This is a genomic window from Noviherbaspirillum aridicola (assembly GCF_019656455.1).
Classification (GTDB): Bacteria; Pseudomonadota; Gammaproteobacteria; order Burkholderiales; family Burkholderiaceae_D; genus Noviherbaspirillum; species Noviherbaspirillum aridicola.
Genome location: NZ_BPMK01000001.1, coordinates 194955 through 219450, shown reverse-complemented (window position 1 = coordinate 219450; position 24496 = coordinate 194955). Strand labels below are relative to the sequence as shown.

Here is a 24496-nt window from a genome sequence, read left to right as displayed (position 1 = left end):
TCGGTACTCCGGATTCGTGCGTTTGCCGTGCGGGCCAGGCCGGAATTGTAGATCAAGCGGCGGCGGCTTCCTACCTATGCGGCATGTTCAGGGCCGAATGATTCCGACAAACAATGGCCGCACGAACAACTCCAGCGCATTATCCGCGGTAATGCCCGGCACCCAGCGGTCCAGTTCGACCGAGGCGTTGATCATGCCGCCCACCAGCTCCGCCGCCACCGCCTGGTCCAGCGGCCTCACCGAGCCGTCCCGCATGCCGTCCACCAGCAGGGCGACGAAGCGCAGGCTGAGCTGGCTGATGGTCCGCTGCTTGTCGCCGCGCAGTTCTTCGGGCAGCTCGGTCCAGGCGGACATCCGCAGCAGCGGCCCCCGCTCGGAGAACTGGTGGCGCACCAGCGCCCGTGACAGCGCGCACAGTCTGTCCCAGCCCGATCCCTCCGCATCCAGCGCGAGCGACTGGGCGTCGCGGATGAGGGCGAAGCTGCGCTCGAAGCAGGCCGACACCAGGTCTTCCTTGGTCGGATTGTGGTGATAGAAGGAGCCCTTGGTCACGTTCAGCCGGGCCGAGATGCGGTCCACCGAGGCGCCGCGGTACCCCTGCTCGTTGATGAGCGCGGTGGCGGCGCGCAGGAAGGCGTCATGCGTGGTGGACACCGGCGACGGCGCCTGCGCCAGGCGCTCGTCGAGCGGGCAGAGGCGCCAGCGCGCGCCCTCTGCGCCGAGTCCGCCGGTCAGTATCTCGCTCATCCGGGCGGCGACGCGGGCATAGTCGTCGGCGTCGTAGCGCACGACCCAGCTCATCGCGCGCACCGTCAGGGTCAGCAGCAGGTGGCTGCGCGCATTGAGCGCTGTCCTGTCCGACGGCAGCGCGCCATCGCCGGCAAGCAGCGCGCGCACCCGGCGAAACATGCCGGTGTATGCAGAGAACACCACCTCCGCGTGGTCGCCGGCGAGCGCCTGCACGTCGCGGAAGGTCATCATCTCGGGCGCCTGCCCCCGCCGCACGGCCGCCATGCGGTCGAAGAACAGCGCGATGAAGCGCGTGACCCGGCGGCTGGCGTCGGCCTCCGAGGCGGCCACCGGGATGATGTCGCCGACCGCGTCCACCGACCGCAGCAGGCAGGCCACGACCAGGTCTTCCTTCTTCTTGTAGTAGTAGGTGATGCTGTTGGTGCTCAGGCCGACCTGTCCGGCGACATCGGACAGGGTCACGCCCTTGACGCCGCGCTGGTTGAACAGGCGCGCCGCGGCATCGAGGATGGTCTCGCGCTTCTTCACATAGCGCTCGGTCATCCGGCTGTTTGATATCACCTGGGTCATGTCGGGCAGTCCTCGCTGAGCGGCAAGAGGGCGATTATACCTGCCGCCGCGGCCTGGTCCGCGCCGCGCGGCGGCCATACCCTGTTTTCTAATTCGCCTTGCCTCATTCTTCCTTTCCGGCGCTGCGACTCGCCGGCAGCGGAAAGTGGTGCTAATATCGACCACAAAGGACATACCCCGCGCACGAAAGGTGCGAACTGCAGATGACTGAGATTGCGATGCGCCGCCCGCGGCCGTTTTCCTCCGCCAGACCGGCCGCCCGCGCGGGGCGGGAATGAGCGCCCATGAACCGCTCGCCGGCGAAGCCGCGCGCCGCGTCGCGCTCGAACAGGATTTCCGCGCGCAGGTGAAACGCGACCTCGGCCGCAACTTCGGCGCCAGCCTCGCGCACGGCATGCTCGGGCTGACCGGCTTCCGGCTGGTCACCGCGCCCACCTTCGTCCCGGCCTACATCTACCTGCTGTCGGCGTCCAGGCTCGCCGTCGGACTCGCCCTGGCGGCACAGTTCATCGGCATGGCGCTGTCGTCGATCTGGGGAGCGACCCTGATCGAACATCGCGCGAAGGTGCTGCCAGTGGTGTTCTCGATAGGCTGGCTGATGCGCGTGCAGATACTCGGACTGGCGCTCTCGGCGTGGCTGCTCGACGGCTGGTGGGCGATGGCGGCGGCCTGCCTGTTCCTCGCCCTGTTCGGACTGTTCAACGGCGTGCAGAGCGTGGCCTTCGCCTATCTGATGTCGAAGATGATTCCGGTGGACAGGCGCGGCAGCCTGACCGGCCTGCGCAATTTCATGGGCGGCCTGATCGCCGCCGCGGTCGCCTGGGCGGGCGGCCGCTACCTGGTGGGTGCAGATGCCTTCGGCAACGGCTATGCGAGCACCTTCATGGTGGCCTTCATCCTGACCAGCGTCGGCATCTCCGCGCTGTCCTTCGTGCGCGAGCCGGAGTCGCCCTGGGTGCGGCCGCGCGCGCGGCTGCGCGAGCGGCTGCGCCAGGTGCCGGCCCTGCTGCGCGCCGATCCGCACTATCTGCGCTTCTTCCGGGCGCGCGCGCTGGCGGCGCTCGGCACGGCCGCCCTGCCCTTCTATGCGATCTACGCCGCACGCGGCAGCGGCCTGTCGGGCGAGATGCTCGGCTACCTGTCGCTCGCCTTCCTGCTGGCGCAGACCGTCAGCAACCTGGCATGGGGACGCATCGCCGACCGCCGCGGCTACCGCCAGGTGTTCCTGCTCAGCCTCGGCCTCTGGATAGCCGCCACCGGCGGCCTGCTGCTCGCCACGGGCACGCCGGGAATGATGCTCGCCTTCTGCGGGCTGGGCGCCGGCTTCGGCGGCTACTTCGTCGCCTCGCAGAACATGGTGCTGGAATTCGGAACGAGCCAGGACCGGCCGATGCTGATCGCGGTGTCCGACACCGCCTCGCACCTGATGATGGCGGCGGGGCCGATACTCGGCGGGCTCGCCGCCGAGGGCGTCGACTTCGGCTGGGTGTTCGGCGCGGCGATGCTGCTCAAGGCGGCCGCGCTGCTGATGGTGCTGCGCATGGAGGAGCCGCGCCGCCACAACGCATAACAATCGGATGACGAGCCGATGACGAGCCGGCGGCGACCGGCAACGACTGCGGACAAGGAGGAAGACGATGCGCGTACTCGTACTGGGCGCTGCCGGCTTCATCGGCAGCCATCTCGCCGCCGCGCTGCAGGCGCAGGGCGGTATCGATGAACTGGTGCTGGCGGACCGCCGCCCGGCGGCCGCTTCCGGCCGGGCCATCGTCGCCTGCGGCGACATCCGCGACGAGGATTTCCTCGCACGCCTGTTCGCTGGCGGATATGACCGCATCTATCATCTCGCCGCGTCGCTGACGCTGGACGCGGAGTCCGACTTCAGCGCCGGCATGGCCGTCAATCTGCATGCGCTGATGCGCCTGCTGGAACACTGCCGCCTGCAGGACAGGCCGCCGCAGCTGCTGTTCGCCAGTTCCATCTCCACCTTCGGCGGACCGCTTCCCGACATCGTCGGCGACGATGTCGCGCAGACACCGCAGACTTCCTACGGCACGCACAAGGCGATCGCCGAACTCCTGATCAGCGATTATTCGCGGCGCGGCTTCCTCGACGGACGGGTGCTGCGGCTGCCGGTGGTGCTCACCCATCCCGGCCCGGCCACCGGCAGCGTGTCGGACCGCATCGCCGCGCTCATCCGCGATCCGCTCGGCGGGCGCGACGCCGTCTGCCCGCTCGCGCCGGATACGCGCTTTCCGGTGGCGTCGGTGCAGGCGGTGGTGGCGGCGATGCTGGCCCTGCAGCGCGCACCCGCATCGGCATTCGGCGCCAGCCGTGCGCTGAACCTTCCGTCGCTGTCCGTCACGCCCCGCGAGATCGAGGCGGCGCTGCGCGCCGCGGGCGCGCTGGGAAAGCTGTCGTGGCAGGCGGACGCGCACCTCCAGGCGATCATCGACGGCTGGCCGCGCGGCTTCGACTCGCGGCGGGCGCGGGCGCTGGGACTTCACGCCGATGCGTCGGCCGACGAACTCGTCGCCCGCCACCTGGAGACACTGCATGAGCGCCGCTGACTCGCTGCCGGTCTGCATCATCGGCGCCGGATCGTCCGGCGTCACCGTCGCCAAGGCGCTCAAGCAGAAGCAGGTACCGTTCGAATGCTTCGAGCTCGGCTCGGACATCGGCGGCATGTGGCGCTACGAAAACGATAACCGCATGTCGTCCGCCTACCGCAGCCTGCACATCGACACCAGCCGCAGGAACCTCGGCTATTCGGATTTCCCGATTCCCGATCATTACCCGGACTTCCTGTCGCATTACCAGGTGCTCGAATACCTGGAAGCCTACGCCGAGCGTTTCGGCGTGCGTCCCCATATCCGCTTCCGCACGCGGGTCGAGAACCTGCGGCCCGACGGCAGCGGCAACTGGCAGGTGCGGCTGGACAACGGGGAGCTCCGCCGCTACCGCGCCGTCATCGTCGCCAACGGCCACCTCTGGGATCCGCGCTGGCCGGATTTCCCCGGTGGCTTCGGCGGCACGGCCATCCACTCGCACGACTATCGCACGGCAGCGCCGTTCGCCGACAGGAATGTCCTCGTCGTCGGCATCGGCAACTCGGCGGTGGACATCGCCGCCGACGTCTGCAAGACCGCGCGCCGCACCTTCCTGTCGACGCGGCGCGGCGCGTGGATCATGCCCAAGTACCTGATGGGCATACCGATCGACCGCTGGTCGGCCTTCCTGATGCGCAGGCTGAAACTGCCAACGCCGGTCGCGCGCGCCATCGTCGGACGGCTGATGTTCCTGGCCGTCGGCAACCAGGCGCGCTACGGCGTGCCGCGGCCGCGGCATCCGATCTGGCGCGAGCATGCGACGCTCAGCCAGGAACTGCTGTCCTATGTCGGCCACGGCTGGATCACGGTCAAGCCGGACATCCGCGAACTGCGCGGCGATCACGTGCTGTTCGCCGACGACAGCAGCGAGCGGATCGATGCCATCATCTATGCCACCGGCTACCGCACGACTTTCCCCTTCATCGATCCGGCGCTGTTCCGCATCGAAGACGGCAGGGCCGCGCTCTACCGGCGCATGCTCCCGCCGGACCTGCCGGGGCTCTATCTGGCCGGCCTGGTGCAGCCCATCGGCCCGACCATTCCACTGGTGGAAATCCAGGGCCGCTGGCTGGCTTCGGTCCTGGCCGGCGACACCGCGCTTCCCGGACGCGAGGTGATGGAAGACGAGATCGGGCGGCATGCGCGCCGGCTGGCGCGCCGCTACGTCGGCTCGGCCCGCTATACCCTGGAAGTGGATTTCCGGGAGTATGCGGGTCAGCTGAACAAGGACATGAGACGCGGGCGCGCGGGCGTGTGAAACCGGCCGGCGTGCCGCGGAATGGAACAATTTCTCAACGAGCATCACTCATCCTTGAGGGCGATGCTGCATCGCCGCAGGCGCATCGCCCCGCTGTCGCAGCCGCTGTTGCACCGATAACGACGGTTACACGCGGATTGAGAGCCGTCAAAGAGCGGCCGATACGATGCGGTAGAAGTGGCTCACATGGTGTGCCCGCGCTGAACGCATCCCCGCCGTTCCCGACAGGCGAACACACCGTTTCCATCAACCAAGGAGAACAACATGAACACCTTCAAGCGTCTCACCGCGTCCCTGCTCGTCGTCTGCATGACCTCGCTCAGCGTGCCGCTGCAGGCCAATGCCGCCATCATCTCCACGCAGGAGGCCGCCGGCCCCGCCGCCAGCGCCGAGCGCGACCGCGTCATCGACTTCCTGAAGCGGGACGAGGTGCGCAAGGCCATCGAGGCGCAGGGCGTGGACGCGCAGGCGGCGGTCGACCGCGTGCAGGCCATGTCGGACGAAGAAGTGCAGCAGCTCGCGGGCCGCATCGATCAGATGCCCGCCGGCGGCGACGTGCTCGGCATCCTGTTCACCGTGTTCATCATCCTGCTGGTGACCGACATCCTCGGCTTCACCAAGATCTTCCCCTTCACCCGCTCGATCCGCTGATGGGGAACGCGACCGCCACGGGTCGCCTGCAGCGCCTGGCGGCATCCGCGCTGCTGGTGCTGGTGCTGTCCGGCTGCGCTACGAAACGCGTAGCGACGCTGCAGCAGGACTGGCCGGCCGGCCTGGCACCGGCCGCGCTGCTGCGCGACGTGCCCTTTCATCCCCAGGAAGACTATCAGTGCGGTCCGGCCGCGCTGGCGATGGCGGCCGGCGCTGCCGGCGTGACAGTGCGGCCGGAAGACCTCGTCAGCCAGGTCTATCTGCCGGCGCGCCAGGGTTCGCTGCAGCTGGAAATGCTCGCCACCGCGCGCCGCATGGGCCTGGTCGCCTACACGCTCGAACCGGATCTCGAACCGCTGCTGCGCGAAGTGGCGGCCGGCAATCCGGTGATCGTGCTGCAAAACCTGTCCTTCGGCTTCGCGCCGGTGTGGCATTACGCCGTGGCGATCGGCTATGACCGCGCGCGCAACCTGCTCATCGTCCATTCCGGGCGCAACGAGCGCATGGAAATGTCGCTGCACGCATTCGAGCGCACCTGGGAACGCGGCGGACGCTGGGCGATGCTGGCAATGCCGCCGGCGCGGCTGCCGGCCACCGCCTCCGCGTCTCGCTACGCGACGGCGGTCGCGACGCTGGAACGCAGCTCGCAGCGCGCCGCGCACACGGCTTACCGCACCGCCCTCGGCCGCTGGCCGTCGGATCCTGTGCTGCGGCTGGGCGCCGGCAATACCGCCTACGGGCTCGGCGACCTGCAAGCGGCCGCGGCGGAGTACCGCGCGCTGGTGGACGCGCATCCGGGATTCGCGGATGGCTGGAACAATCTGGCCCAGGTGCTGTTCGAGCAGGGGCGCAAGCGCGAGGCGGTCGCGGCGATCGACAAGGCGGTCGCGCTCGGCGGACCGCGACTCGACGGCTACCGGCAGCTGCGCCAGCAGATCACCGCCGGACTCGGAGGCAGCGGGCGGCGCTAGACGCCGCCCCGGCCATGCATCGGGGAGGCCGGCTGCCCGGCCCCCGTCACGGCATGACTTCTTACTTGTCTTCGGCGAGCTTCCAGTCGCCCTTGTCCACGCTCAGCATCACGCGCGCATTTTCTTCCAGGCCGAAGTGGTCTTTCGGGCTGTAGCGCACGACGCCCTGGGTGATCGTGATCGGCTTGCCCGCCTCCAGCGCCTCCTTGAGCGCGGCGCGGAACTCCGGCGTGCCCGGCTTGCCCTTCTTCAGCGCCTCCGGCACCGCCGCCTGCAGCAGCAGGTGGGCGTCATAGCCGTGCGCGGCGAACTGGTTGCGGGTGCCGGCGCCGAACTGCTTCTCGTAGCGCTGCACGAAGTCGGTGGCGACCTTCTTGGACGGATGATTCTCGGGCAGGGCTTCGGGCATCACCGCGAGGCCGGCGACGACGAAGGCGCCTTCCACATCCTTGCCGCCGATCCGGATCAGGTCGCGCGAGGCGGCGCCGTGGGTCTGGTAGATCTTGCCCTTGTAGCCGCGCTCGACGAGCGCCTTGTGCGGCATCGCCGAGCCGCTGCCGGAGGCGCCGATGAGGATGGCATCGGGCCGGGCGGAGACGATCTTCAGCGCCTGCGCGGTGACGCTGGTGTCGGCGCGGGCGAAGCGCTCCGTCGCCACCGGCTTGAGCCCGGCCTTGCCGGCGAGGTCGGTGAACGCCTTCAGCCAGGTCTCGCCGTAGGCATCGGAATAGCCGAGGTAGGCATAGGTCTTCACGCCCTGCTTTTTCATGTGATCGACGACGGCGCCGGCCATCAGCGGCGTCGACTGCGCGACGCGGAAGGTCCAGCCGCCCTTGCCCTCGGGCAGTTCCACCGGCGAGGTCGATATCTGCACCGTCTGCCCTTCCGCCGCGATGTCGGCCAGCGCCACGGAAGCCGGGGTGGCGGTCGAGCCGACGATCACATCCACCTTGTCTTCCGTGATCAGGCGGCGCCCGTTGCGCGCGGACTGGGTGGTATCGGAAGCGTCGTCGAGCACGACCAGCCTGAGCTTCTCGCCGCCGATCGTCTCAGGCCACAGATTGATGCCGTTCCGGGTCGGAATGCCCAGGCCCGAGGCGGGACCGGTCAGCGGCAGGCTCACGCCGACGGTGATGTCCGCGTGGGCGGCGCCGGTGAGCAGGGAAGCGGCGAGGGCCGCAAGGACGGGACGCAGACGGGTGTTCATGGTGTGTCTCCTTGTTTATCGTGTGGTCGGTGGGTTGTGCCGGTTGCGTTTCAGGCCGCCGCCTTGCGGCCGAGGCCGAGATAGGTATCGATCACGCGCGGATTGTGCGCCAGTTCCTGCGCCGGACCGTGCAGCGCGATGTTGCCGGTCTCGAGCACATATGCATGGTCGGACAGCTGCAGCGCGGCGCGCGCGTTCTGCTCGATCAGCAGGATCGCGACGCCGGTGGCGCGCAGTTCGCCGATCACGTGAAAGATTTCCTTCACGATCAGCGGCGCCAGGCCGAGGCTGGGCTCGTCCAGCATCAGCAGCTTCGGCCTTGCCATCAGCGCGCGGCCGAGCGCCAGCATCTGCCGCTCGCCGCCGGACAGCGTGCCGGCGTCCTGGCGCGCCCGCTCGCGCAGACGCGGAAACAGCTGAAAGACCCGCTCCAGCTGGTCCATGAAATGACGCTCGCCGGCGCGCTTGCGGGGCCAGGCGCCGAGCCGCAGGTTGTCCTCCACGCTCATCGAACCGAACAGCTCCCGCGTTTCCGGCACCAGGCACATGCCCCTCAGCACGCGCTCCTCCAGCGGCAGCGGCATCATGTCCTCGCCCAGAAAGCGCACGCCGCCGGCCGCCGCGGCGCCGGTGTCGAGGCTGCCCATGACGGCATTGAGGGTGGTCGACTTGCCGGCGCCGTTCGGCCCGATCACCGAGACGATCTGGCCGGGCGCGACCGCCAGGCTGATGCCGTGGACCGCCTCCACCTTGCCGTAGCGGACATGCAGGTCTTTCACTTCGAGTATTGCGTCCATGGCCATCCCTTAGTCGACGCCGCCGAGGTAGGCTTCCAGCACGGCCGGATCCTTCTGGATCGCCTCCGGCCTGCCTTCGGCGATGCGCGTGCCGAATTCCATCACCACCAGGCGGTCGGTGAGATTCATCACGAAGTCCATGTCGTGCTCCACGATCAGGATACTCATGCCGTCGGCCCTGAGCTGGCGGAGCAGGCCCGCGAGCGCCTGCTTCTCCTGCAGCCGCAGGCCGGCGGCGGGTTCGTCGAGCAGCAGCAATGCCGGATCGCAGCACAGCGCCCGCGCGATTTCGACAATGCGCTGCTGGCCGAGTGCGAGGCTGCCCGCTTCCACGTGCAGAAATTCGCCCAGCCCGACGCGATGCAGCTGGCGCGCCGCCTCGTGCAGCAGCCGGGCTTCCTCGCGCCGGTTGAGACGCAGCACGCTCGCCAGGATCCCGCCGCGTGGATGGTACTCGCCGCGCAGGTGCGCGCCGAGCGCGACATTTTCGAGGACGCTCATCGCCGGCAGCAGCTGCACATGCTGGAAGGTGCGGGCGATGCCGCGCAGCACGATCTCGCGCGAGGGCAGCCGGGCGATCGACTCGCCGCGATAGCGGACATCGCCGGCGGACAGCGGCAGCACGCCGGTCACCAGGTTGAAGGTGGTCGACTTGCCGGCGCCGTTCGGCCCGATCAGGCCCACGATCTCGCCCGCGCCCACTTCAAAGCTCACATCATTGACCGCGACCAGCCCGCCGAACTGCTTGCGCGCCGCCTTCACCTCCAGCACCTTCTCGCCGGCCGCCGGCTTGCCGCCGGTCCGGAGCGGCTCCGCCTCGGGCGGCGGGCCGCGCCGCGCGGGCGGCGGGAAGACGCGGCGCACCCAGGGCCACAGCCCGTTCGGCGCATACTGCAGCAGCGCAACCATCAGCGCGCCGAACACGATCAGCTCGTAGTTGCCGCTCGACCCGAGCAGCCGCGGCAGCAGTCCCTGCAGCACATCCTTGAGCACGGTCAGCAGCGCCGCGCCGAGCAGCGCGCCCCAGATGTGGCCGACGCCGCCGATGACCGCCATGAACAGATACTCGATGCCGTAGTTCAGGCCGAAGGGAGACGGATTGACGGTACGCTGGAAGTGCGCATACAGCCAGCCGGACAGGCAGGCGAGCAACGCCGACATGACGAAGGCGACGACCTTCGCGTGACGCGTGTCCACGCCCATGGCCTCGGCCATCATGCCGCCGCCCTTGAGCGCGCGGATCGCCCTGCCGGGCCGCGAGTCGAGCAGGTTGTGCAGCGCCAGCACGGACGCCAGCACGACGAACCAGATCAGGTAGTAGATGGAACGGCCGGAGGCCAGCTCGAAGCCGGCGATGGAGATCGGGGGAATGCCGCTCAGCCCGTCGTACTTGTTCAGCATCTCCAGATTGCCGAACAGGAAGTAGAGCGAGATGCCCCAAGCGATCGTCGCCAGCGGCAGATAGTGGCCCGACATGCGCAGCGTGACGGCGCCGATCAGCCAGGCCGACGCCAGGGTCAGCGCCAGCCCTGCCGCCAGCCCGAGCCAGGGCGACAGTCCATAGGTCAGCGACAGGTACGCGGTGCTGTAGGCGCCGAGACCGACGAAGGCGGCCTGGCCGAAAGAAGTCAGTCCGGCGACGCCGGTCAGCAGCACCAGCCCCAGCGCGACCAGCGCATACAGGCCGATGTAGTTGAGCAGGCTGATCCAGTATTCGGGCGTGGGCAGCAGCGGCAGCAGCAGTCCGAGGACCAGCAGCGCGGCGGGGAGCAGGTGTCGGCGTTTCATGTCGGTCAATGCTCCTCTTCCGCATGCTTGCCGGTCAGCGAGCGCCACAGCAGCACCGGGATGATCAGCGTAAAGACGATCACTTCCTTGAACGCGCTGGCCCAGAAGGAAGAGTAGCTCTCCAGCAGGCCGACCAGCACCGCGCCGGCGGCGGCGGCGGGATAGCTCACCAGGCCGCCGACGATGGCGCCGACGAAGCCCTTGAGTCCGATCAGGAAGCCGGAGTCGTAGAAGACCGTCGTGATCGGCCCGATCAGCACGCCCGACAGCGCGCCGATCGCGGCCGCGAGCGTGAAGGCGAGCTTGCCCGCCTGGTTCGCGCCGATGCCGACGATGCGCGCACCCAGCCGGTTCACCGCGGTCGCGCGCAGCGCCTTGCCCGACAGGGTGCGGTCGAAATACAGGTAGAGGAGGAAGATCAGCAGGGCCGAGATCGCGAGCACCCAGATCGACTGGCCGGTGACGCGCAGCCCGCCGAGTTCGAAGGCGGCATCGGAAAAGGCCGCGGTGCGCGACCCCTCGGCGCCGAATACCAGCAGGCCGATGCCCGTCAGCAGCACATGCACCGCCACCGATACGATGAGCAGCACCAGCGTGGTGGCGCCGGACAGCCGCTGGTAGGCGATGCGGTAAATCATCGGCCCCATCGGGATCACGATCAGCATCGCCAGCAGCGCCTGCACCGCCTGCGGCAGCGCCGCCAGCGGCAGCGTGCGGGCGAGCAGGTGCAGCGATACCGGGAGAAGCAGATTGGCGGCAATGTTGGGCAGGTAGGGCCGGACACCGTGCCGCATGCCCGCGATGCGCCAGGTGCCCGCCGCATCCATCAGGAAGGCCAGCGCGCCCATGCCCATCACCAGCCAGGTCAGCTGGGGCACCCCGCCGGTCTGGATCGCCGCCAGCGTCAGCGCGCCGAAGGCGACGAACTCGCCCTGCGGGATGAAGATCACCCGGGTTACCGAGAACACCAGCACCAGCGCCAGCGCCAGCAGCGCGTATACCGCGCCCGATGTCACGCCGTCCTGCGCCAGGATGCCCGCAATCTGCCAGTCCATTGTCTCTCCGTTTCTTGTCGCGCCCCTCGGGGTTGGATTCCCTCTCCGGCGCCGCGGATGTCTCTCCGCTTGCCATGCCGGCTATTTGTTCTAGTGCGTAACAGTTATCGAATATAACGAAACGCCGGCGGCGATGCAAGACGCGGCGCAAAATCGCCGTCATCCACAATCCGGCCGCGATGACCGGAAATGTCCTACGCCTGGTGCTGGCCGATCTTGCGCAGCAGGCCGATCAGTTGCTGCCGCTCCGCCGCGCTGAGACCGCCGGCGATGCGGTCGTCGTGTTCGCGCACCGCCTTCTTGTATTTCTTCAACTGCTTCTGGCCTTCGCGCGTCAGGTGCAGGTTGTAGGACCGGCGGTCGCCGGATTCCTTGCGCTCGACGAGACCGCTTTCCTCGAAGCGGTCGATGATCGACACCACGCCCGAGCGGGCGATGCCCATCACTTCCGCCAGCCTGGTCTGCGAGATGCCGGGGTTGTTTTCAATGATCACCAGCGAGGAAAACCGCTGCGGCGTCAGGTCCTCGGCGGCGAGCGAGAACGCGAAATCCTCGTAGATCGACAGTTGCGCGCGGCGCACCGCATAGCCGACGAGTTCGTCGAGTATCTCGTAATTGATGCCTTCCATCCGTGCATTGAAATGGACGGGCTCTCCGTTTCCTTCCGGCTTACGGCCATTAGCCACTCGTATCTCCCTTGCAGAATTTCCACCGCCGATCGCGGGTCACGGCGGATTGTAGCGCGGACGGGCGGGACCCCGGCCCCGCCAGCCGCCGGCCGCTCTTGTGTTATGCGTCGTAATTGTTATACATTAGAACAATCAAGAACCGGCCACGAGGCCGGCAATCCAGGAATCATCAAGTATCGTCAAGACCGAAGTATCGAGGAGACAAGCATGAAGATCACCATCGCCGGCGCCGGCATCGGCGGCCTCACCCTTGGCCTGATGCTGCATGAGCGCGGCATCGAAGTCGACATCTACGAAGCCGTCGCGGAAATACGTCCGCTCGGCGTCGGCATCAACCTGCTGCCGCATGCAAGCCAGCAACTCTGCCAGCTCGGGCTGGAGGAAACCCTGGCATCCCGGGGCATCGAGACCTCCACCCTCGCCTATTTCAACAAGTTCGGCCAGGAGATCTGGCGCGAGCCGCGCGGACGCGCCGCCGGCTATGACACGCCGCAGTTCTCGATCCACCGGGGGGAGCTGCAGATGACGCTGCTGGAGACCGCGCGCGCGCGCCTCGGCGCCGACCGCATCCATGCGGGCCATGCGTTCTCATCCTTCCGGCAGGAGGCCGACAAGGTCATCGCCAGCTTCACCCGTCGCGCCGACGGCGCCACGGTGGAAGTCGAATCCGATGTGCTCGTCGGCGCCGACGGCATCCATTCCGCGGTGCGCCGCTTCCTGTACCCGAGCGGCGACGAACCGCGTTTCTCCGGCCGCATGCTGTGGCGCGCGGTGACCGAGGCCGAGCCCTACCTGGACGGGCGCAGCATGTTCATGGCCGGCCACCAGGACCAGAAATTCGTCTGCTATCCGATTTCGGAACCCTTGCGCCGCCAGGGCCGCTCGCTGATCAACTGGATCGCCGAATTGCGGGTGCCGAATGGCGAGCTGCCGAGCACCGACTGGAACCGCAAGGTCGACAAGTCGGTCTTCGCCGGCCCCTTCCAGGGCTGGAAATGGGACTGGATCGATGTTCCCGCGATCATCGACGGCGCGCGGGAAGTCTATGAATTTCCGCTCGTCGACCGCGATCCGCTGCCGCGCTGGACCTTCGGCCGGGTGACGCTGCTCGGCGACGCCGCCCATCCGATGTATCCGATCGGCTCCAACGGCAGCGCGCAAGCCATCCTCGACGCCCGCTACCTCGCCGACTGCCTCGTCAACGACCCGAACACCCCTTACGCGCTGCGCGAATACGAGGCGGAGCGGCTGCCGCGCACCGCCGGCATCGTGCTGCGCAACCGCATGAACGGGCCGGAACAGGTGATGCAGATGGCGGAGGAGCGTGCGCCGGACGGCTTCCGCCACGTCAACGACGTGATTCCGCAGGAAACGCTCGAAGCGATCTCGCTGCGGTACAAGCGCCTGGCCGGCTTCGACAAGGACACGCTCAAGAGCGGGAGCCGGGCATGAGCGGCGCGATCGCGCTGCGCCCCTTCGCCCGCATCCGGGTCGAGGTCGCGCCGCCCGTCAGCCTCGGCACGCTCGACGGACGGGAACGGCGCATGGTGGCCATCCTCGGCGGCACGATCGAGAGCGCGCGATTCACGGGCCGGGTGCTCGCCGGCGGCAACGACATCCAGTCGGTGCGCGACGACGGTTCGCTGGACCTCGTCGCCCGCTATGCGCTCGATCTCGGCGAGGCCGGCATGGTGATGGTGGAAAACACCGGCATCCGGCGTCCGGCGGCGGGCGACGCGCAAGCGCCGGCCTATTTCCGGGGCATGCTGCGCTTCACCGCGCCCGCCGGCCCGCTGGCGTGGCTGAACGCGACGCTGTTCCTGACCAACGGGTGGCGCGAGGGGAACACGGTCGTGCTGGATGTGGAGGAAGTACTCTAGGCGCCGAAGCCGCGCACCATCAGCACGACGGCGTCGGCGCCGGCCTTCCGGTCCTGCGCGATCTCGAGATAGGCCGGCGAACTGGAAAACGCGGACGCCGATGCCGCATCCGGAAACGACATCAGGACCACCTTATCCCTTTCCCAGCTGCCTTCCAGCACCTGCGGGCGCTCGTCGGCGGCCAGCAGGCGGCCGTTGAACTGCCGAAAGACATCCATGAACCGCGCCTGGTAGCGGTCGTAGGCTTCGCGGTCGGTGAATCGCAACTGCGCCAGCAGATAAACGCTCATGCTTGTCTCCGGTTGTGGTTGTCCGGGACATTCTAGGCAGCGCCGCCCGCGCCGGCGAGTGACCGGGGTTACGCCGGCAGCAGCGCGATCGCGGCGGCGGCGACGGAGACGACCACGGCGACCGCGGCGGCGCCGGCGATCCACGCCTGGCGGCGGCGCATCAGCTCCACCCGGGCGATGAGCTGCGCGTTCTGATCGGCCAGGTCCTTGATCAGGCCGGACGAGGCGAGCATCTGGCCGCGCAACTCGTCGACCTGCGCCTCCAGGTCCGCCACTTCTTCGCGCAGCACGCTGAGGGCGGCGCTGTCGCTGATCCGGGACTCGGTCCTGGCCTCTTCGCGGTAAGCCGGTTGCTCGCGCTTGCCGGAAACGCTGCTCCATAGCTTCTTGGCGCCGTCCGCCACCTTGGGGGCGTTCGAGATCACGTCGGTCCAGGGAACGTTTCGCAGTACGGTAAGCCAGCTTATTGCCATCATTTGCCTCTTATGAAGATCGAAGCGCGAGATTACCAGATGCGCGGGACCGGCGACGTCGCCCGCGCGGCGCGGCGGCGCGTAGAATGGATGCCGGAAACCCAAGGAGCTGCCATTGCTTACCCCTCAATACACCCCCTCGGTTCATTTCGACGACCCCGATGCCGCCTTCGAACAGGTGCGCGCGCTCTATGACCGCAGCATCGGCCATCTGCACGATGCGCTGCAGCGCTTCGTCGCCGGCGAGGATTTCCACGAACGCATACGCGCCTGCTACCCCTTCGTGCGGATCCATACCGACAGCTTCATGCGTGCCGATTCCCGCCTGTCCTACGGCTTCGTCGCCGGCCCCGGCACCTATGAGACCACGGTCACCCGGCCCGACCTGTTCGAGAGCTACTACCGCGAGCAATTCCGCCTGCTGCTCAAGAACCACGGCGCCGGCCACGTGCAGATAGAGGTCGGCACCAGCCTGCAGCCGATCCCGGTGCATTTTTCCTTCGGCGAGAACGAGCATATCGAGGGCAGCATGCCGCCCGGGCGCCGCCGGCTCATGCGCGACCTCTTCGATCTGCCCGACCTGGCGGCGATGGACGACGGCATTGCCAACGGCACCTGGGAACCGCCACCCGGCGAAGCCAAGCCGCTGTCGCTGTTCACCGCTCCGCGCGTCGACTATTCGCTGCAGCGGCTGAGGCATTACACCGGCACCTCGCCCGCCCACTTCCAGAACTTCGTGCTGTTTACGAACTACCAGTTCTACATCGACGAGTTCATCAAGCTCGGCCACGAGATCATGAACCAGGCGCCCGATGCCGGGGACGCGCCGGATGAAGGCCACTACATCGCCTTCGTCGAACCGGGCAATGTCATCACCCGCCGCGTGGGCCAGAGCGTGCAGCCGGGCGACGACCTCGGCGCGCCGCCGCCGCGGCTGCCGCAGATGCCGGCCTATCACCTGGTGCGCGCCGACGGCAACGGCATCACCATGGTCAACATCGGCGTCGGCCCGGCCAATGCGAAGACCATCACCGACCATGTCGCGGTGCTGCGTCCGCATGCGTGGCTGATGCTCGGCCACTGCGCCGGACTGCGCAACACGCAGGAGCTGGGCGACTATGTGCTCGCGCACGGCTATGTGCGCGAAGACCATGTGCTCGATGAAGACCTGCCGCTGTGGGTGCCGCTGCCCGCGCTGTCGGAAATCCAGCTGGCGCTCGAACACGCGGTCGCCGATGTCACCCGCCTCACCGGGCACGAACTCAAGCGCATCCTGCGCACCGGGACCGTGGCCAGCACCGACAACCGCAACTGGGAACTGCTGCCCGGCTCCACCGCCGTGCGCCGCTTCAGCCAGAGCCGCGCGGTGGCGCTCGACATGGAAAGCGCGACCATCGCCGCCAACGGCTTCCGCTTCCGCGTCCCCTACGGCACGCTGCTGTGCGTGAGCGACAAGCCGCTGCACGGCGAGATCAAGCTGCCCGGCATGGCGAATCACTTCTATCGGGCGCGGGTCGACCAGCATCTGCGCATCGGCCTGCGCGCCGTCGAGCTGTTGCGGCGGCACGGCCTCAACAAGCTCCACAGCCGCAAACTGCGCAGCTTCGCCGAAGTGGCGTTCCAGTAGCATGTTCGGCGCGCGGGGCGACTCCCGCGCGAACGAAAAAAGACCCGCGTCCTCGCGGGCGCGGGTCGAATCCAACATCCGTGGAGTTGGAGGAGACATCGGTCACGCAGCGCAAGCGTGTGCGCCGCAAGCCAGGCGCAACAGGCGCGGCAGCGCGCGCGGGCGCGTTGCAGGCGAAGTGCGACAGGCTGAAAAAACAAATGGTCGGCAAATACCGACCGCATACCTTCAAGACCAGCCTGCCATGGGTTTGTTCCGCCTGACGCGCAGATGTCTTGAATTTTTGTGAACCCGATGCGAAATGTCGGCGCGCTTCGGCATTTTTTTCCGGGTTGACATGACAGGCCGCACCGCGGCGCTAGGCGGCGACCAGGCCCGGCCTTGCCGCGAGACCGAGCGATGCAAACAGGTCGCGCGGGTCGCCCGCCGTTCCCACCAGGCTGATTTCTTCGCCGGCATCGGTCTCCAGCGCCGCCGCATGCAGAAACCGCAGCGCGGAATAATCCTCGAGCGCAAAACCGACCGAGTCGAATACCGTGATTTCCTTGTCATGCCGGCGGCCGGGCTGCGCGCCCGCAAGCACCTGCCAGATCTCGGTCACCGGGAAATCCGCGGGCATCTGCTGTATGTCGCCCTCGATGCGCGTCTGCGGCGCGTATTCCACGAACACGCTCGCCGCCGCGAGCACCGCCGGCGAGAGTTCGGTCTTGCCGGGGCAGTCGCCGCCGACCGCGTTGATGTGCATGCCCGGAGCGAGCATGTCGTCGCTGACGATCGTGGCGTTGCGCTTGTCGGCGGTGACGGTGGTCACGATGTCGGCGCCGCGGACCGCCTCGGCGATTCCCGCGCAGGCGTGCATGCGCAGGCCGCTGCCTTCGAGGTTGCGCATCAGCTTGCGCGTCGCGGCCGGATCGATGTCGTACAGGCGCAGCTCGTCGATGCCGACGAGGTCGCGGAAGGCCAGCGCCTGGAATTCGCTCTGCGCGCCGTTCCCGATGAGCGCCATCACGCGGCTGTCCTTCCTCGCCAGATCGACGGCGGCCAGCGCGGACATCGCCGCGGTGCGCAGCGCGGTGGGCAGCGTCAGGTCGCACAGCAGCAGCGGCATCCCTGTCTTCATCTCGGCGAGGACGCCGAATGCCATGACCGTCGGCAGGCCGAAGCGCAGATTGCCCGGGTGGCCGTTGACGTACTTGAAGCCGAAGAGCGTCGCGTCGGACACGGGCATCAGTTCGATGACGCCCTGCGGACAATGGCTGGCCGAGCGCGGCGACTTCACGAAGTCCGGCCAGCGCAGGAAATCGGCGCGGATCGCTTCCGCGATGCCGGCGATGCATTGCTGCAGCCCCTTCCCCGCGATCAGACGGGCGACGGCGGGCGCGTCGAGGAAAAGCGTGCGGGCGGAGCCGGCATGGATGGTCGACTGCATGTCTTTCTCCTTCCTGGCTGTGGCGATGCAGGCATTCTCCGGCCCGGGCGCGCCAGTCTCCAGCCTTCAAAATATTGCCATTCCGGGCTTAAATTGCCATTATGTACAGCATGAGCTTGCAAAACGACACATGGACGATCTCGACCAGGCCCTGATCGGACTGCTGCGGCAGAACGCCCGGCTGAGCGTGGCCGACCTCGCGCACAAGCTGAAGGTTTCGCGCGGCACGATCACCAATCGCATGCGCAAGCTGGAGGACCAGCAGATCATCGTCGGCTACACCGTGCGGCTGCGGCCGGACGCGAACACCGAACGCATACGCGCCTGGATGGGTGTGCGGGTGGAAGGCAACCAGACGCGCCGGGTCATCGCCAGCCTGCTCGGCGAGCCCGGCGTCGCCGCCCTGCACGACACCAACGGACGATGGGACCTGCTGGCCGAACTCGAAGCCGGATCGATGGGAGAACTGTCCCAGATCCTCGAGCGTATCCGGCTGATCAAGGGCATCGCCGGCACCGAAACCAGCATCCACCTCGCGACCTATCGCTAGCGCCCGGCACGCCCATGCCGGAAATGCTCTAATATCCGGCGCGTCCCCCGCGGCCAACACTCAACACTGGAAAGCAACATGGATCAAGCAGCACCCTTTTTCGGCATCGACGTGCCGCTCATGCGCCTGATCGGCCTGCAGGCCGAACACCTCGACGAGCGCATCGCGCGTACCCGCCTGCCGCGCAGGCCCGAAATCCTCAACAGCCGCGGCGACATCCATGGCGGCACGCTGATGAGCGCGCTCGACTTCACGCTGAGCGCCGCGGCGCGCGCGCACGACCCGCTGGGCACCGGCGTGATCACGATCGACATGACGACGCATTTCCTGAGTCCGGCGCAGGGCGATGTGCGGATCGAGGCGAGAACCATCCGGCGCGGCAAGCGCATCGCCTTCTGCGAAGGCACGGTGATCGACGAGACTGGCACCGAAGTCTGCATGGCGCGCGCGGCGTTCAAGCTGATCCCGCGCGGAGAAAAAGGCTGACATCCCACGGGAGGCAAGCATGGCGCTTGAAGCAATGAAGATCCGCGCGGCCATCGCCGCCTGCCTGATCGCCGTCGGCGCGCTCACGCAGGCCCATGCCGAGCGCACGCTCAAACCCGTCGACCAGGCCGCGACACGCGCCGACTTCTACGCATTCCGCGCGCAGCTGCAGGCCGCCATCGCGAGGCGTGACGCCGGCGCGCTGCTCGCCGGCGTCGACCGCAATATCCGCAATTCCTTCGGCGACAACAACGGGGTCGATGCCTTCCGCCAGATCTGGGAACCCGAGGACCGCCGCAGCCGGGTGTGGGAAGTCCTCGGCGAAGTCCTGGCGCTGGGAGGCAGCTTCGACCGCGAAGGCAGCTTCGTCGCGCCCTATGTCTTCAGCCGCTGGCCGCGTGACGCCGACGCCTTCACCCACGCCGCGATCCTCGGCGCCTCGGTCCCGGTGCGGGCAGCGGCCTCACCCTCGTCGCCCGTCGCCGCCTCCCTCTCGTTCTCCATCGTCGAGCAGATCGAGTCGCGGGGCGCGGACGAAAGCTGGGTACAGATTCGCCTGCCGCGCGGGAAGACCGGCTTCGTCGACCGGCGCTTCATCCGCAGTCCGGTCGACTATCGCGCCATCTTCAGCAAGCGCGACGGCAAGTGGAAGATGACCGCATTCCTTGCGGGCGATTAAGCCTTCCACACGCCGACAATTTCCGATACTTGCCGATACATACAAGCGGTAACGGTTCTTACGCGGCGGCTCTGGAAGCCTACATGCCCATCGACTCTAATGCGTGTACCGACGACGCTGCATGGTGCAGCGGCGCCCGGATCCACACAGGAGCGCGCATGAAAACCTTCTTAGCACTCGCAGCGGCGGCAACCGGCCTCTTGACCGGATGCGTGGCGGTGCCGGTCGGCGAACCGGCGGTACACGTCTCCGGCACCATCGCCGGCCATCACCATCATCGTCATCGCCATCATCCGCCCGCCCGCGCCTACAACGGCCCGCCGCCGCCCCGCTACTGGCGGGACCGCGACGGCGACGGCGTACCCAACGGCCACGACCGCCGTCCGCACAATCCCTATCGCTACTGATTGCCGTCCTTGCCCGCTCACCGGAGGAGAGAAAGATGAAAACCAGGATCATCGCAGCCGCCCTCGCGGCATCCGCCCTGCTGCCGCTGGCCGCCGCGCATGCCCAGCACGAGGGCGGCATCGCGCGCGGACAGCAGCAGGTGCGCGACCGCATCGCGCAGGGCGTGCACAGCGGCGCGCTGACCGAGGGCGAGGCTCATCGCCTGTACCAGCGCGAACGCGCGCTGTCATGGCAGCTGGCTTCGATGGAACGAGACGGCGGCCTGTCGCACGACGAACGCCGCCGGGTACGCGCGCAGATGGAGGCGCTGCACGCCGAGATCGATCACAGGCTGAACAACCACCGGCATGCCCATGTACCCATGCCGGGCCTGCAGCGCCGGCAGGAGATGGTCCGGCAGCGGATCGAGGACGGCGTCGCCTCCGGCAGCATCACGCCGCGCGAAGCGGAGCGGCTCGAGCAGCGGGAGCACGATGTCCTGCGCCTGCAGGCGCGCGCGCAGCGGGACGGCGTCGTCACGCAGGAGGAACGGGCGATGCTGCGCGACCAGGTCGCGCTGCTCAATGACGAAGTCGATCGCATGATCAGCAACCACCGGCGGGTCTATTACCGCCGCTAGGCGCCTCACGCCACGGCGGGCTCGCACTCCGCGGGTCCCGCCGGCCAGTCGGGCTGCGCATGCACGTCGGCCTCCCGCATGCGCTCCACCGGCTGCCCCGCCTGGTCCAGCCTGACGCGGGCCACCCACCGTCCATGCAGGCTCTGCAGCGGGACGATCCATTCAACCGCGTCCCGCGCCTGGCGGCCCGCCCACTCCCTGATGTAGTCGTCGGTGCTCCATACGCCCGGCGTCCACATGACGCCTTCGGCCCTGCGCTGATCTCGCATGTTCGACTCTCCACGATTCAAGGCCGCCCAGTGTAGCGCCGCCGCCGATAACATGCAAACCGATTGCATGTTTTAACGCGTATCCGTAGAATCTGCATCGCGGCCTCCCGGGCCGCGAGCCAAACCGACAGCACAAGGAGCGAACATGAAGACCGGCACCATAGACATGGCGAGCCCGATGGATGAAACCAGCGCACAGCAGGCCGCGGCCGTGCTGCAGAAAGTCGCGGGACTGACGAAGATTGCGATCTCGACCGCATCCGGCCGCATCGCCGTCGACTATGACGGCGAACAGACGTCGGTGCAGGAGATGCGGGCGCTGCTGCAGCGCGCGGGCTTCACCCTCAAGCCCGGCGGCCATGGTGAAGGCGGATGCTGCGGCAGTTGCGGCGGGCGCTGAACGCGCCCGGCGTTCAGCGGCGGGATGAGGAGAACTTGGCGGCGAGCTGAGCGAGTTTTTCGGCGCGCCGGCGTTCCGCCTCGGCCGCCTCTTCCGCCGCCTGCAGGGCCTTGCGGCTCTCGATGGCCTTCTTGCGGCGCTCGGCCAGCAGATTCCTGGCGTGCGTCCGGTGCTCTTCCGATACCTCGCCGCCCTCGGCGCCGTCCAGGCCGAAGCGCTTCTGCGCGTCCTTCAGCTGCTTCAGATAGGGATTCGAGCCGGTATGGATGCCGAGCGCGATGCGCAGCGTCTTGCGGTCGACTTCCGGCATCGAGGCGATGATCTGCTTGTCGATGCCGATGGCCAGCGGCTGGTAGTCGCGGAAGACCGCGTACTTTTCCTGAAGCTGCTTGAGGAGTCCGCGCGGACTGGCTTTCTGCTGTGCGTCGTTTGTCGTATTGCTCATTGCGGGAGGACCAAAAAATGCGGCGCCCAGATTAGCACGCTTCCACACGTCCGGGTGCGACCTTGCCGTGAAAAATTGAGGCTTTCGCTCCCCGGCGACGCGCGGGCACTGGTTTCCTCCGTCTTTCCCCCGGCGGACGTACGCGCCGCTACCGTAAAGCCTCGCCGGATGCGCCATCCGCCCCCTCCCGCGCCCCACTTCATCTTTTACCAAAATGCACAGATCATTTGACCAAATGATTTGTTTAGTGAATTTCAAGTCTCTTATACTCTCGTCTGGCATTTTCGACCGGGGCCGCGCCCGCCAGGGAGGCGAACCGGCTTCACAACCATTCGGGGATTCAAACCATGACCGCACGTACCACCTGTCACGGCCTGCAAGTCGCAACCGTGCTGCACCGCTTCATTGAAGAACAGGTCCTGCCGGGCACCGGCATCGACAGCGCCACCTTCTGGAAGGGTTTCGACGCGATCGCGCATGAGCTGGCCCCGAAGAACGCAGCGCTGCTCGCCGAACGCGACCGCCTGCAGACCGAACTGGACGACTGGCATCAGGCCAACCCCGGCCCGATCCGCGACCTGCCCGCCTACCGCGCCTTCCTGGAAAAGATCGGCTACCTGGTACCGCGCGTGGACGACGTGAAAGTCACCACCTCCAACGTGGACTCCGAACTCGCTCTGCAGGCAGGCCCGCAGCTGGTGGTGCCGATCCTGAATGCGCGCTACGCCCTCAACGCCGCCAATGCGCGCTGGGGTTCGCTGTACGACGCCCTGTACGGCACCGATGCGATCCCCGAAACCGACGGCGCGACCAAAATGGGCGCCAACGGCGAAGGCTACAACCCGGTGCGCGGCGAGAAGGTGATCGCCTTCGCCCGCAACTTCCTCGACCAGGCCGCGCCGCTGGCGAACGGTTCGCATCGCGACGCCACCGGCTACAGCGTGGCCGACGGCAAGCTGGTTGTCTCCCTCAGGACCGGCGGCAGCACCGGCCTGGCCGACGCATCGAAATTCGTCGGCTACCAGGGCAGCGCCGAGGCGCCTTCCGCCGTCCTGCTTCGCAATAATGGCATCCATGCCGAAATCCGCATCGACCGCAACACCGCGATCGGCAAGAGCGATGCGGCCGGCGTGGCGGACGTGGTGCTGGAATCCGCGCTGTCCACGATTCTCGACCTGGAAGACTCGGTCGCCGTGGTGGATGCGGAAGACAAGGTGGTCGCCTACGGCAACTGGCTCGGCATCCTCAAGGGCACGCTCGCCGAAAGCGTGACCAAGGGCGGCAAGACCTTCACCCGCACCCTGAACCACGATCGCAAGTACACCGCCGGCGCCGGCGCCGAGGGCGCGAAGGATGGCGTGGTCACCCTGCACGGCCGTTCGCTGCTCTTCCTGCGCAATGTCGGCCACCTGATGACCAACCCGGCGATCCTGCTGTCGAACGGCCAGGAGATCCCGGAAGGCATCATGGATGCGGTGATCACCGTCGCCATCTCCCTGCATGACCTCAAGCGCAGCAAGGATCATCCTTTCGGCAATTCCCGCACCGGCTCGGTCTACATCGTCAAGCCGAAGATGCACGGCCCGGCCGAAGTGGCCTTCGCCAATGAACTGTTCAAGCGCGTCGAAGCGCTGTACGGCCTGGCGGAAAACACCGTCAAGCTCGGCATCATGGACGAAGAGCGCCGCACGAGCGTGAACCTGAAGGCCTGCCTGAAGGAAGCCGCCGGCCGCGTCGCCTTCATCAATACCGGTTTCCTCGACCGCACCGGCGATGAAATGCACACCGCGATGCGCGCGGGCCCGATGATGCGCAAGGGCGACATGAAGACCAGCACCTGGCTCACCTCCTACGAGCGCAGCAACGTGCTGGTCGGCCTGTCCTCCGGCCTGCGCGGCCGCGCCCAGATCGGCAAGGGCATGTGGGCCATGCCGGACATGATGGCAGCAATGCTGGAGCAGAAGATCGGCCACCCGAAGGCCGGCGCGAACACCGCATGGGTGCCCTCGCCCACGGCGGCCACGCTGCATGCGCTGCACTACCACCAGGTGAACGTCGCCCAGGTGCAGCAGGAACTGGAAAAGCTCGACGCGAAGACCGAAATCGAGCGCCTGCTCGACGGCCTGCTGCAGATCCCGGTCGCCGCCGAAGCCAAATGGTCCGCCGCCGAGATCCAGCAGGAACTCGACAACAACGCCCAGGGCATCCTCGGCTACGTGGTGCGCTGGATCGACCAGGGCGTCGGCTGCTCCAAGGTCCCCGACATTCACAACGTCGGCCTGATGGAAGACCGCGCCACGCTGCGCATCTCGAGCCAGCACATCGCCAACTGGCTGCTGCACGGCATCGTGACCAGGGAACAGGTGCAGGAAACCCTGGAGCGCATGGCCGCGGTGGTCGACGCGCAGAACGGCAGCGACCCGCTGTACAAGCCGATGGCGCCCAACTTCGACGCCTCGTATGCGTTCCGCGCGGCGCGCGACCTGGTGTTCAAGGGTGTCGAGCAGCCCAGCGGCTACACCGAGCCGCTGCTGCACGCATGGCGCCTGAAGGTGAAGGCCGGCGCCTGAGCCTGATTACCACTCCGCGCGTCGCG

The 24496-nt window shown here is 67.6% G+C and carries 26 protein-coding genes; 15 read left to right on the top strand and 11 right to left on the bottom strand.

Annotation, left to right across the window (positions count from 1 at the left end; genetic code table 11):
- Window positions 1-87 precede the first annotated feature (87 nt).
- Window positions 88-1320, bottom strand: a complete 1233-nt coding sequence (locus NCCP691_RS01090; RefSeq protein WP_220806384.1) for a TetR/AcrR family transcriptional regulator — start codon at window positions 1318-1320, stop codon at window positions 88-90.
- A 274-nt stretch (window positions 1321-1594) separates the two neighbouring features.
- Between NCCP691_RS01090 and NCCP691_RS01085 the strand changes: the two genes are divergently transcribed.
- The 5 genes from NCCP691_RS01085 to NCCP691_RS01065 all read left to right on the top strand — a co-directional run bounded on the left by NCCP691_RS01085 (window position 1595) and on the right by NCCP691_RS01065 (window position 6809).
- Window positions 1595-2890 carry an MFS transporter gene (locus NCCP691_RS01085; RefSeq protein WP_220806383.1) on the top strand — a complete coding sequence of 432 codons (1296 nt, stop codon included), beginning with the start codon at window positions 1595-1597 and terminating at the stop codon, window positions 2888-2890.
- A gap of 67 nt (window positions 2891-2957) precedes the next feature.
- Entirely contained in the window at window positions 2958-3890 is a 933-nt protein-coding gene (locus NCCP691_RS01080; RefSeq protein ID WP_220806382.1) for an NAD-dependent epimerase/dehydratase family protein, read from the top strand.
- Window positions 3877-5187 carry a flavin-containing monooxygenase gene (locus NCCP691_RS01075; RefSeq protein WP_238482255.1) on the top strand — a complete coding sequence of 437 codons (1311 nt, stop codon included), beginning with the start codon at window positions 3877-3879 and terminating at the stop codon, window positions 5185-5187. The genes NCCP691_RS01080 and NCCP691_RS01075 overlap by 14 nt, the downstream gene beginning before the upstream one ends.
- 264 nt (window positions 5188-5451) lie before the next feature.
- Window positions 5452-5838: a PA2779 family protein gene (locus NCCP691_RS01070; protein ID WP_220806380.1), complete on the top strand. Its 387-nt coding sequence runs from the start codon at window positions 5452-5454 to the stop codon at window positions 5836-5838.
- A complete protein-coding gene (locus NCCP691_RS01065) occupies window positions 5838-6809 on the top strand; it encodes a PA2778 family cysteine peptidase (protein ID WP_220806379.1) in 972 nt (323 codons plus the stop codon). The genes NCCP691_RS01070 and NCCP691_RS01065 overlap by 1 nt, the downstream gene beginning before the upstream one ends.
- A 61-nt stretch (window positions 6810-6870) precedes the next feature.
- Here the strand turns inward: NCCP691_RS01065 and NCCP691_RS01060 are convergent, their stop codons facing one another.
- From NCCP691_RS01060 to NCCP691_RS01040, 5 genes are all read right to left on the bottom strand, one after another.
- The gene (locus NCCP691_RS01060; RefSeq protein WP_220806378.1) at window positions 6871-8016 is read right to left on the bottom strand and encodes an ABC transporter substrate-binding protein; all 1146 of its coding nucleotides are present in this window, start codon (window positions 8014-8016) and stop codon (window positions 6871-6873) included.
- A gap of 50 nt (window positions 8017-8066) precedes the next feature.
- The gene (locus NCCP691_RS01055) at window positions 8067-8813 is read right to left on the bottom strand and encodes an ABC transporter ATP-binding protein (RefSeq protein ID WP_220806377.1); all 747 of its coding nucleotides are present in this window, start codon (window positions 8811-8813) and stop codon (window positions 8067-8069) included.
- Window positions 8814-8822: 9 nt separating this feature from the next.
- Window positions 8823-10601 carry a branched-chain amino acid ABC transporter ATP-binding protein/permease gene (locus NCCP691_RS01050; protein WP_220806376.1) on the bottom strand — a complete coding sequence of 593 codons (1779 nt, stop codon included), beginning with the start codon at window positions 10599-10601 and terminating at the stop codon, window positions 8823-8825.
- 5 nt (window positions 10602-10606) lie between these two features.
- A complete protein-coding gene (locus tag NCCP691_RS01045) occupies window positions 10607-11656 on the bottom strand; it encodes a branched-chain amino acid ABC transporter permease (RefSeq protein WP_220806375.1) in 1050 nt (349 codons plus the stop codon).
- A gap of 194 nt (window positions 11657-11850) precedes the next feature.
- Window positions 11851-12342 carry a MarR family winged helix-turn-helix transcriptional regulator gene (locus NCCP691_RS01040; protein ID WP_238482254.1) on the bottom strand — a complete coding sequence of 164 codons (492 nt, stop codon included), beginning with the start codon at window positions 12340-12342 and terminating at the stop codon, window positions 11851-11853.
- A 210-nt stretch (window positions 12343-12552) separates the two neighbouring features.
- On the opposite strand from NCCP691_RS01040, the gene NCCP691_RS01035 reads away from it, so the two are divergent.
- Both NCCP691_RS01035 and NCCP691_RS01030 read left to right on the top strand, forming a co-directional pair.
- Window positions 12553-13797 (top strand): flavin-dependent oxidoreductase, encoded by a 1245-nt coding sequence (locus NCCP691_RS01035; protein WP_220806374.1) that lies wholly within the window; start codon window positions 12553-12555, stop codon window positions 13795-13797.
- Entirely contained in the window at window positions 13794-14225 is a 432-nt protein-coding gene (locus NCCP691_RS01030; protein WP_220806373.1) for a DUF3237 family protein, read from the top strand. The genes NCCP691_RS01035 and NCCP691_RS01030 overlap by 4 nt, the downstream gene beginning before the upstream one ends.
- Here the strand turns inward: NCCP691_RS01030 and NCCP691_RS01025 are convergent.
- Complete coding sequence (locus tag NCCP691_RS01025) at window positions 14222-14515, bottom strand: DUF1330 domain-containing protein (RefSeq protein WP_220806372.1); 294 nt, start codon at window positions 14513-14515, stop codon at window positions 14222-14224. The genes NCCP691_RS01030 and NCCP691_RS01025 overlap by 4 nt on opposite strands.
- Before the next feature lie 68 nt (window positions 14516-14583).
- Window positions 14584-14991 carry a hypothetical protein gene (locus tag NCCP691_RS01020; protein ID WP_220806371.1) on the bottom strand — a complete coding sequence of 136 codons (408 nt, stop codon included), beginning with the start codon at window positions 14989-14991 and terminating at the stop codon, window positions 14584-14586.
- Window positions 14992-15103: 112 nt separating this feature from the next.
- On the opposite strand from NCCP691_RS01020, the gene NCCP691_RS01015 reads away from it, so the two are divergent.
- Complete coding sequence (locus NCCP691_RS01015) at window positions 15104-16615, top strand: AMP nucleosidase (RefSeq protein WP_220806370.1); 1512 nt, start codon at window positions 15104-15106, stop codon at window positions 16613-16615.
- Window positions 16616-16973: 358 nt separating this feature from the next.
- On the opposite strand, the gene ocd is transcribed toward NCCP691_RS01015, so the two are convergent.
- Window positions 16974-18044, bottom strand: a complete 1071-nt coding sequence (gene ocd, locus NCCP691_RS01010) for an ornithine cyclodeaminase (protein WP_220806369.1) — start codon at window positions 18042-18044, stop codon at window positions 16974-16976.
- Window positions 18045-18174: 130 nt separating this feature from the next.
- Between ocd and NCCP691_RS01005 the strand changes: the two genes are divergently transcribed.
- The 5 genes from NCCP691_RS01005 (at window position 18175) to NCCP691_RS00985 (ending at window position 20786) form a co-directional block, all read left to right on the top strand.
- Entirely contained in the window at window positions 18175-18594 is a 420-nt protein-coding gene (locus NCCP691_RS01005) for an Lrp/AsnC family transcriptional regulator (RefSeq protein ID WP_220806368.1), read from the top strand.
- Window positions 18595-18672: 78 nt separating this feature from the next.
- The gene (locus tag NCCP691_RS01000) at window positions 18673-19080 is read left to right on the top strand and encodes a PaaI family thioesterase (protein WP_220806367.1); all 408 of its coding nucleotides are present in this window, start codon (window positions 18673-18675) and stop codon (window positions 19078-19080) included.
- Window positions 19081-19099: 19 nt separating this feature from the next.
- Window positions 19100-19759: an SH3 domain-containing protein gene (locus NCCP691_RS00995; RefSeq protein ID WP_220806366.1), complete on the top strand. Its 660-nt coding sequence runs from the start codon at window positions 19100-19102 to the stop codon at window positions 19757-19759.
- Between the two features lie 158 nt (window positions 19760-19917).
- Window positions 19918-20166 carry a hypothetical protein gene (locus tag NCCP691_RS00990; RefSeq protein WP_220806365.1) on the top strand — a complete coding sequence of 83 codons (249 nt, stop codon included), beginning with the start codon at window positions 19918-19920 and terminating at the stop codon, window positions 20164-20166.
- Window positions 20167-20201: 35 nt separating this feature from the next.
- Window positions 20202-20786 (top strand): hypothetical protein, encoded by a 585-nt coding sequence (locus NCCP691_RS00985; RefSeq protein ID WP_220806364.1) that lies wholly within the window; start codon window positions 20202-20204, stop codon window positions 20784-20786.
- Window positions 20787-20791: 5 nt separating this feature from the next.
- Here NCCP691_RS00985 and NCCP691_RS00980 read toward each other — a convergent pair whose 3' ends face one another.
- Window positions 20792-21055 carry a hypothetical protein gene (locus tag NCCP691_RS00980; protein WP_220806363.1) on the bottom strand — a complete coding sequence of 88 codons (264 nt, stop codon included), beginning with the start codon at window positions 21053-21055 and terminating at the stop codon, window positions 20792-20794.
- Between the two features lie 145 nt (window positions 21056-21200).
- Here NCCP691_RS00980 and NCCP691_RS00975 point away from each other — a divergent pair, with 145 nt between their 5' ends.
- Window positions 21201-21455 carry a heavy-metal-associated domain-containing protein gene (locus NCCP691_RS00975; protein WP_220806362.1) on the top strand — a complete coding sequence of 85 codons (255 nt, stop codon included), beginning with the start codon at window positions 21201-21203 and terminating at the stop codon, window positions 21453-21455.
- Window positions 21456-21468: 13 nt separating this feature from the next.
- Here NCCP691_RS00975 and NCCP691_RS00970 read toward each other — a convergent pair whose 3' ends face one another.
- Entirely contained in the window at window positions 21469-21900 is a 432-nt protein-coding gene (locus NCCP691_RS00970) for a ProQ/FINO family protein (protein WP_220806361.1), read from the bottom strand.
- A 347-nt stretch (window positions 21901-22247) separates the two neighbouring features.
- Here NCCP691_RS00970 and NCCP691_RS00965 point away from each other — a divergent pair, with 347 nt between their 5' ends.
- Window positions 22248-24470: a malate synthase G gene (locus tag NCCP691_RS00965; protein WP_220806360.1), complete on the top strand. Its 2223-nt coding sequence runs from the start codon at window positions 22248-22250 to the stop codon at window positions 24468-24470.
- Window positions 24471-24496 lie beyond the last annotated feature (26 nt).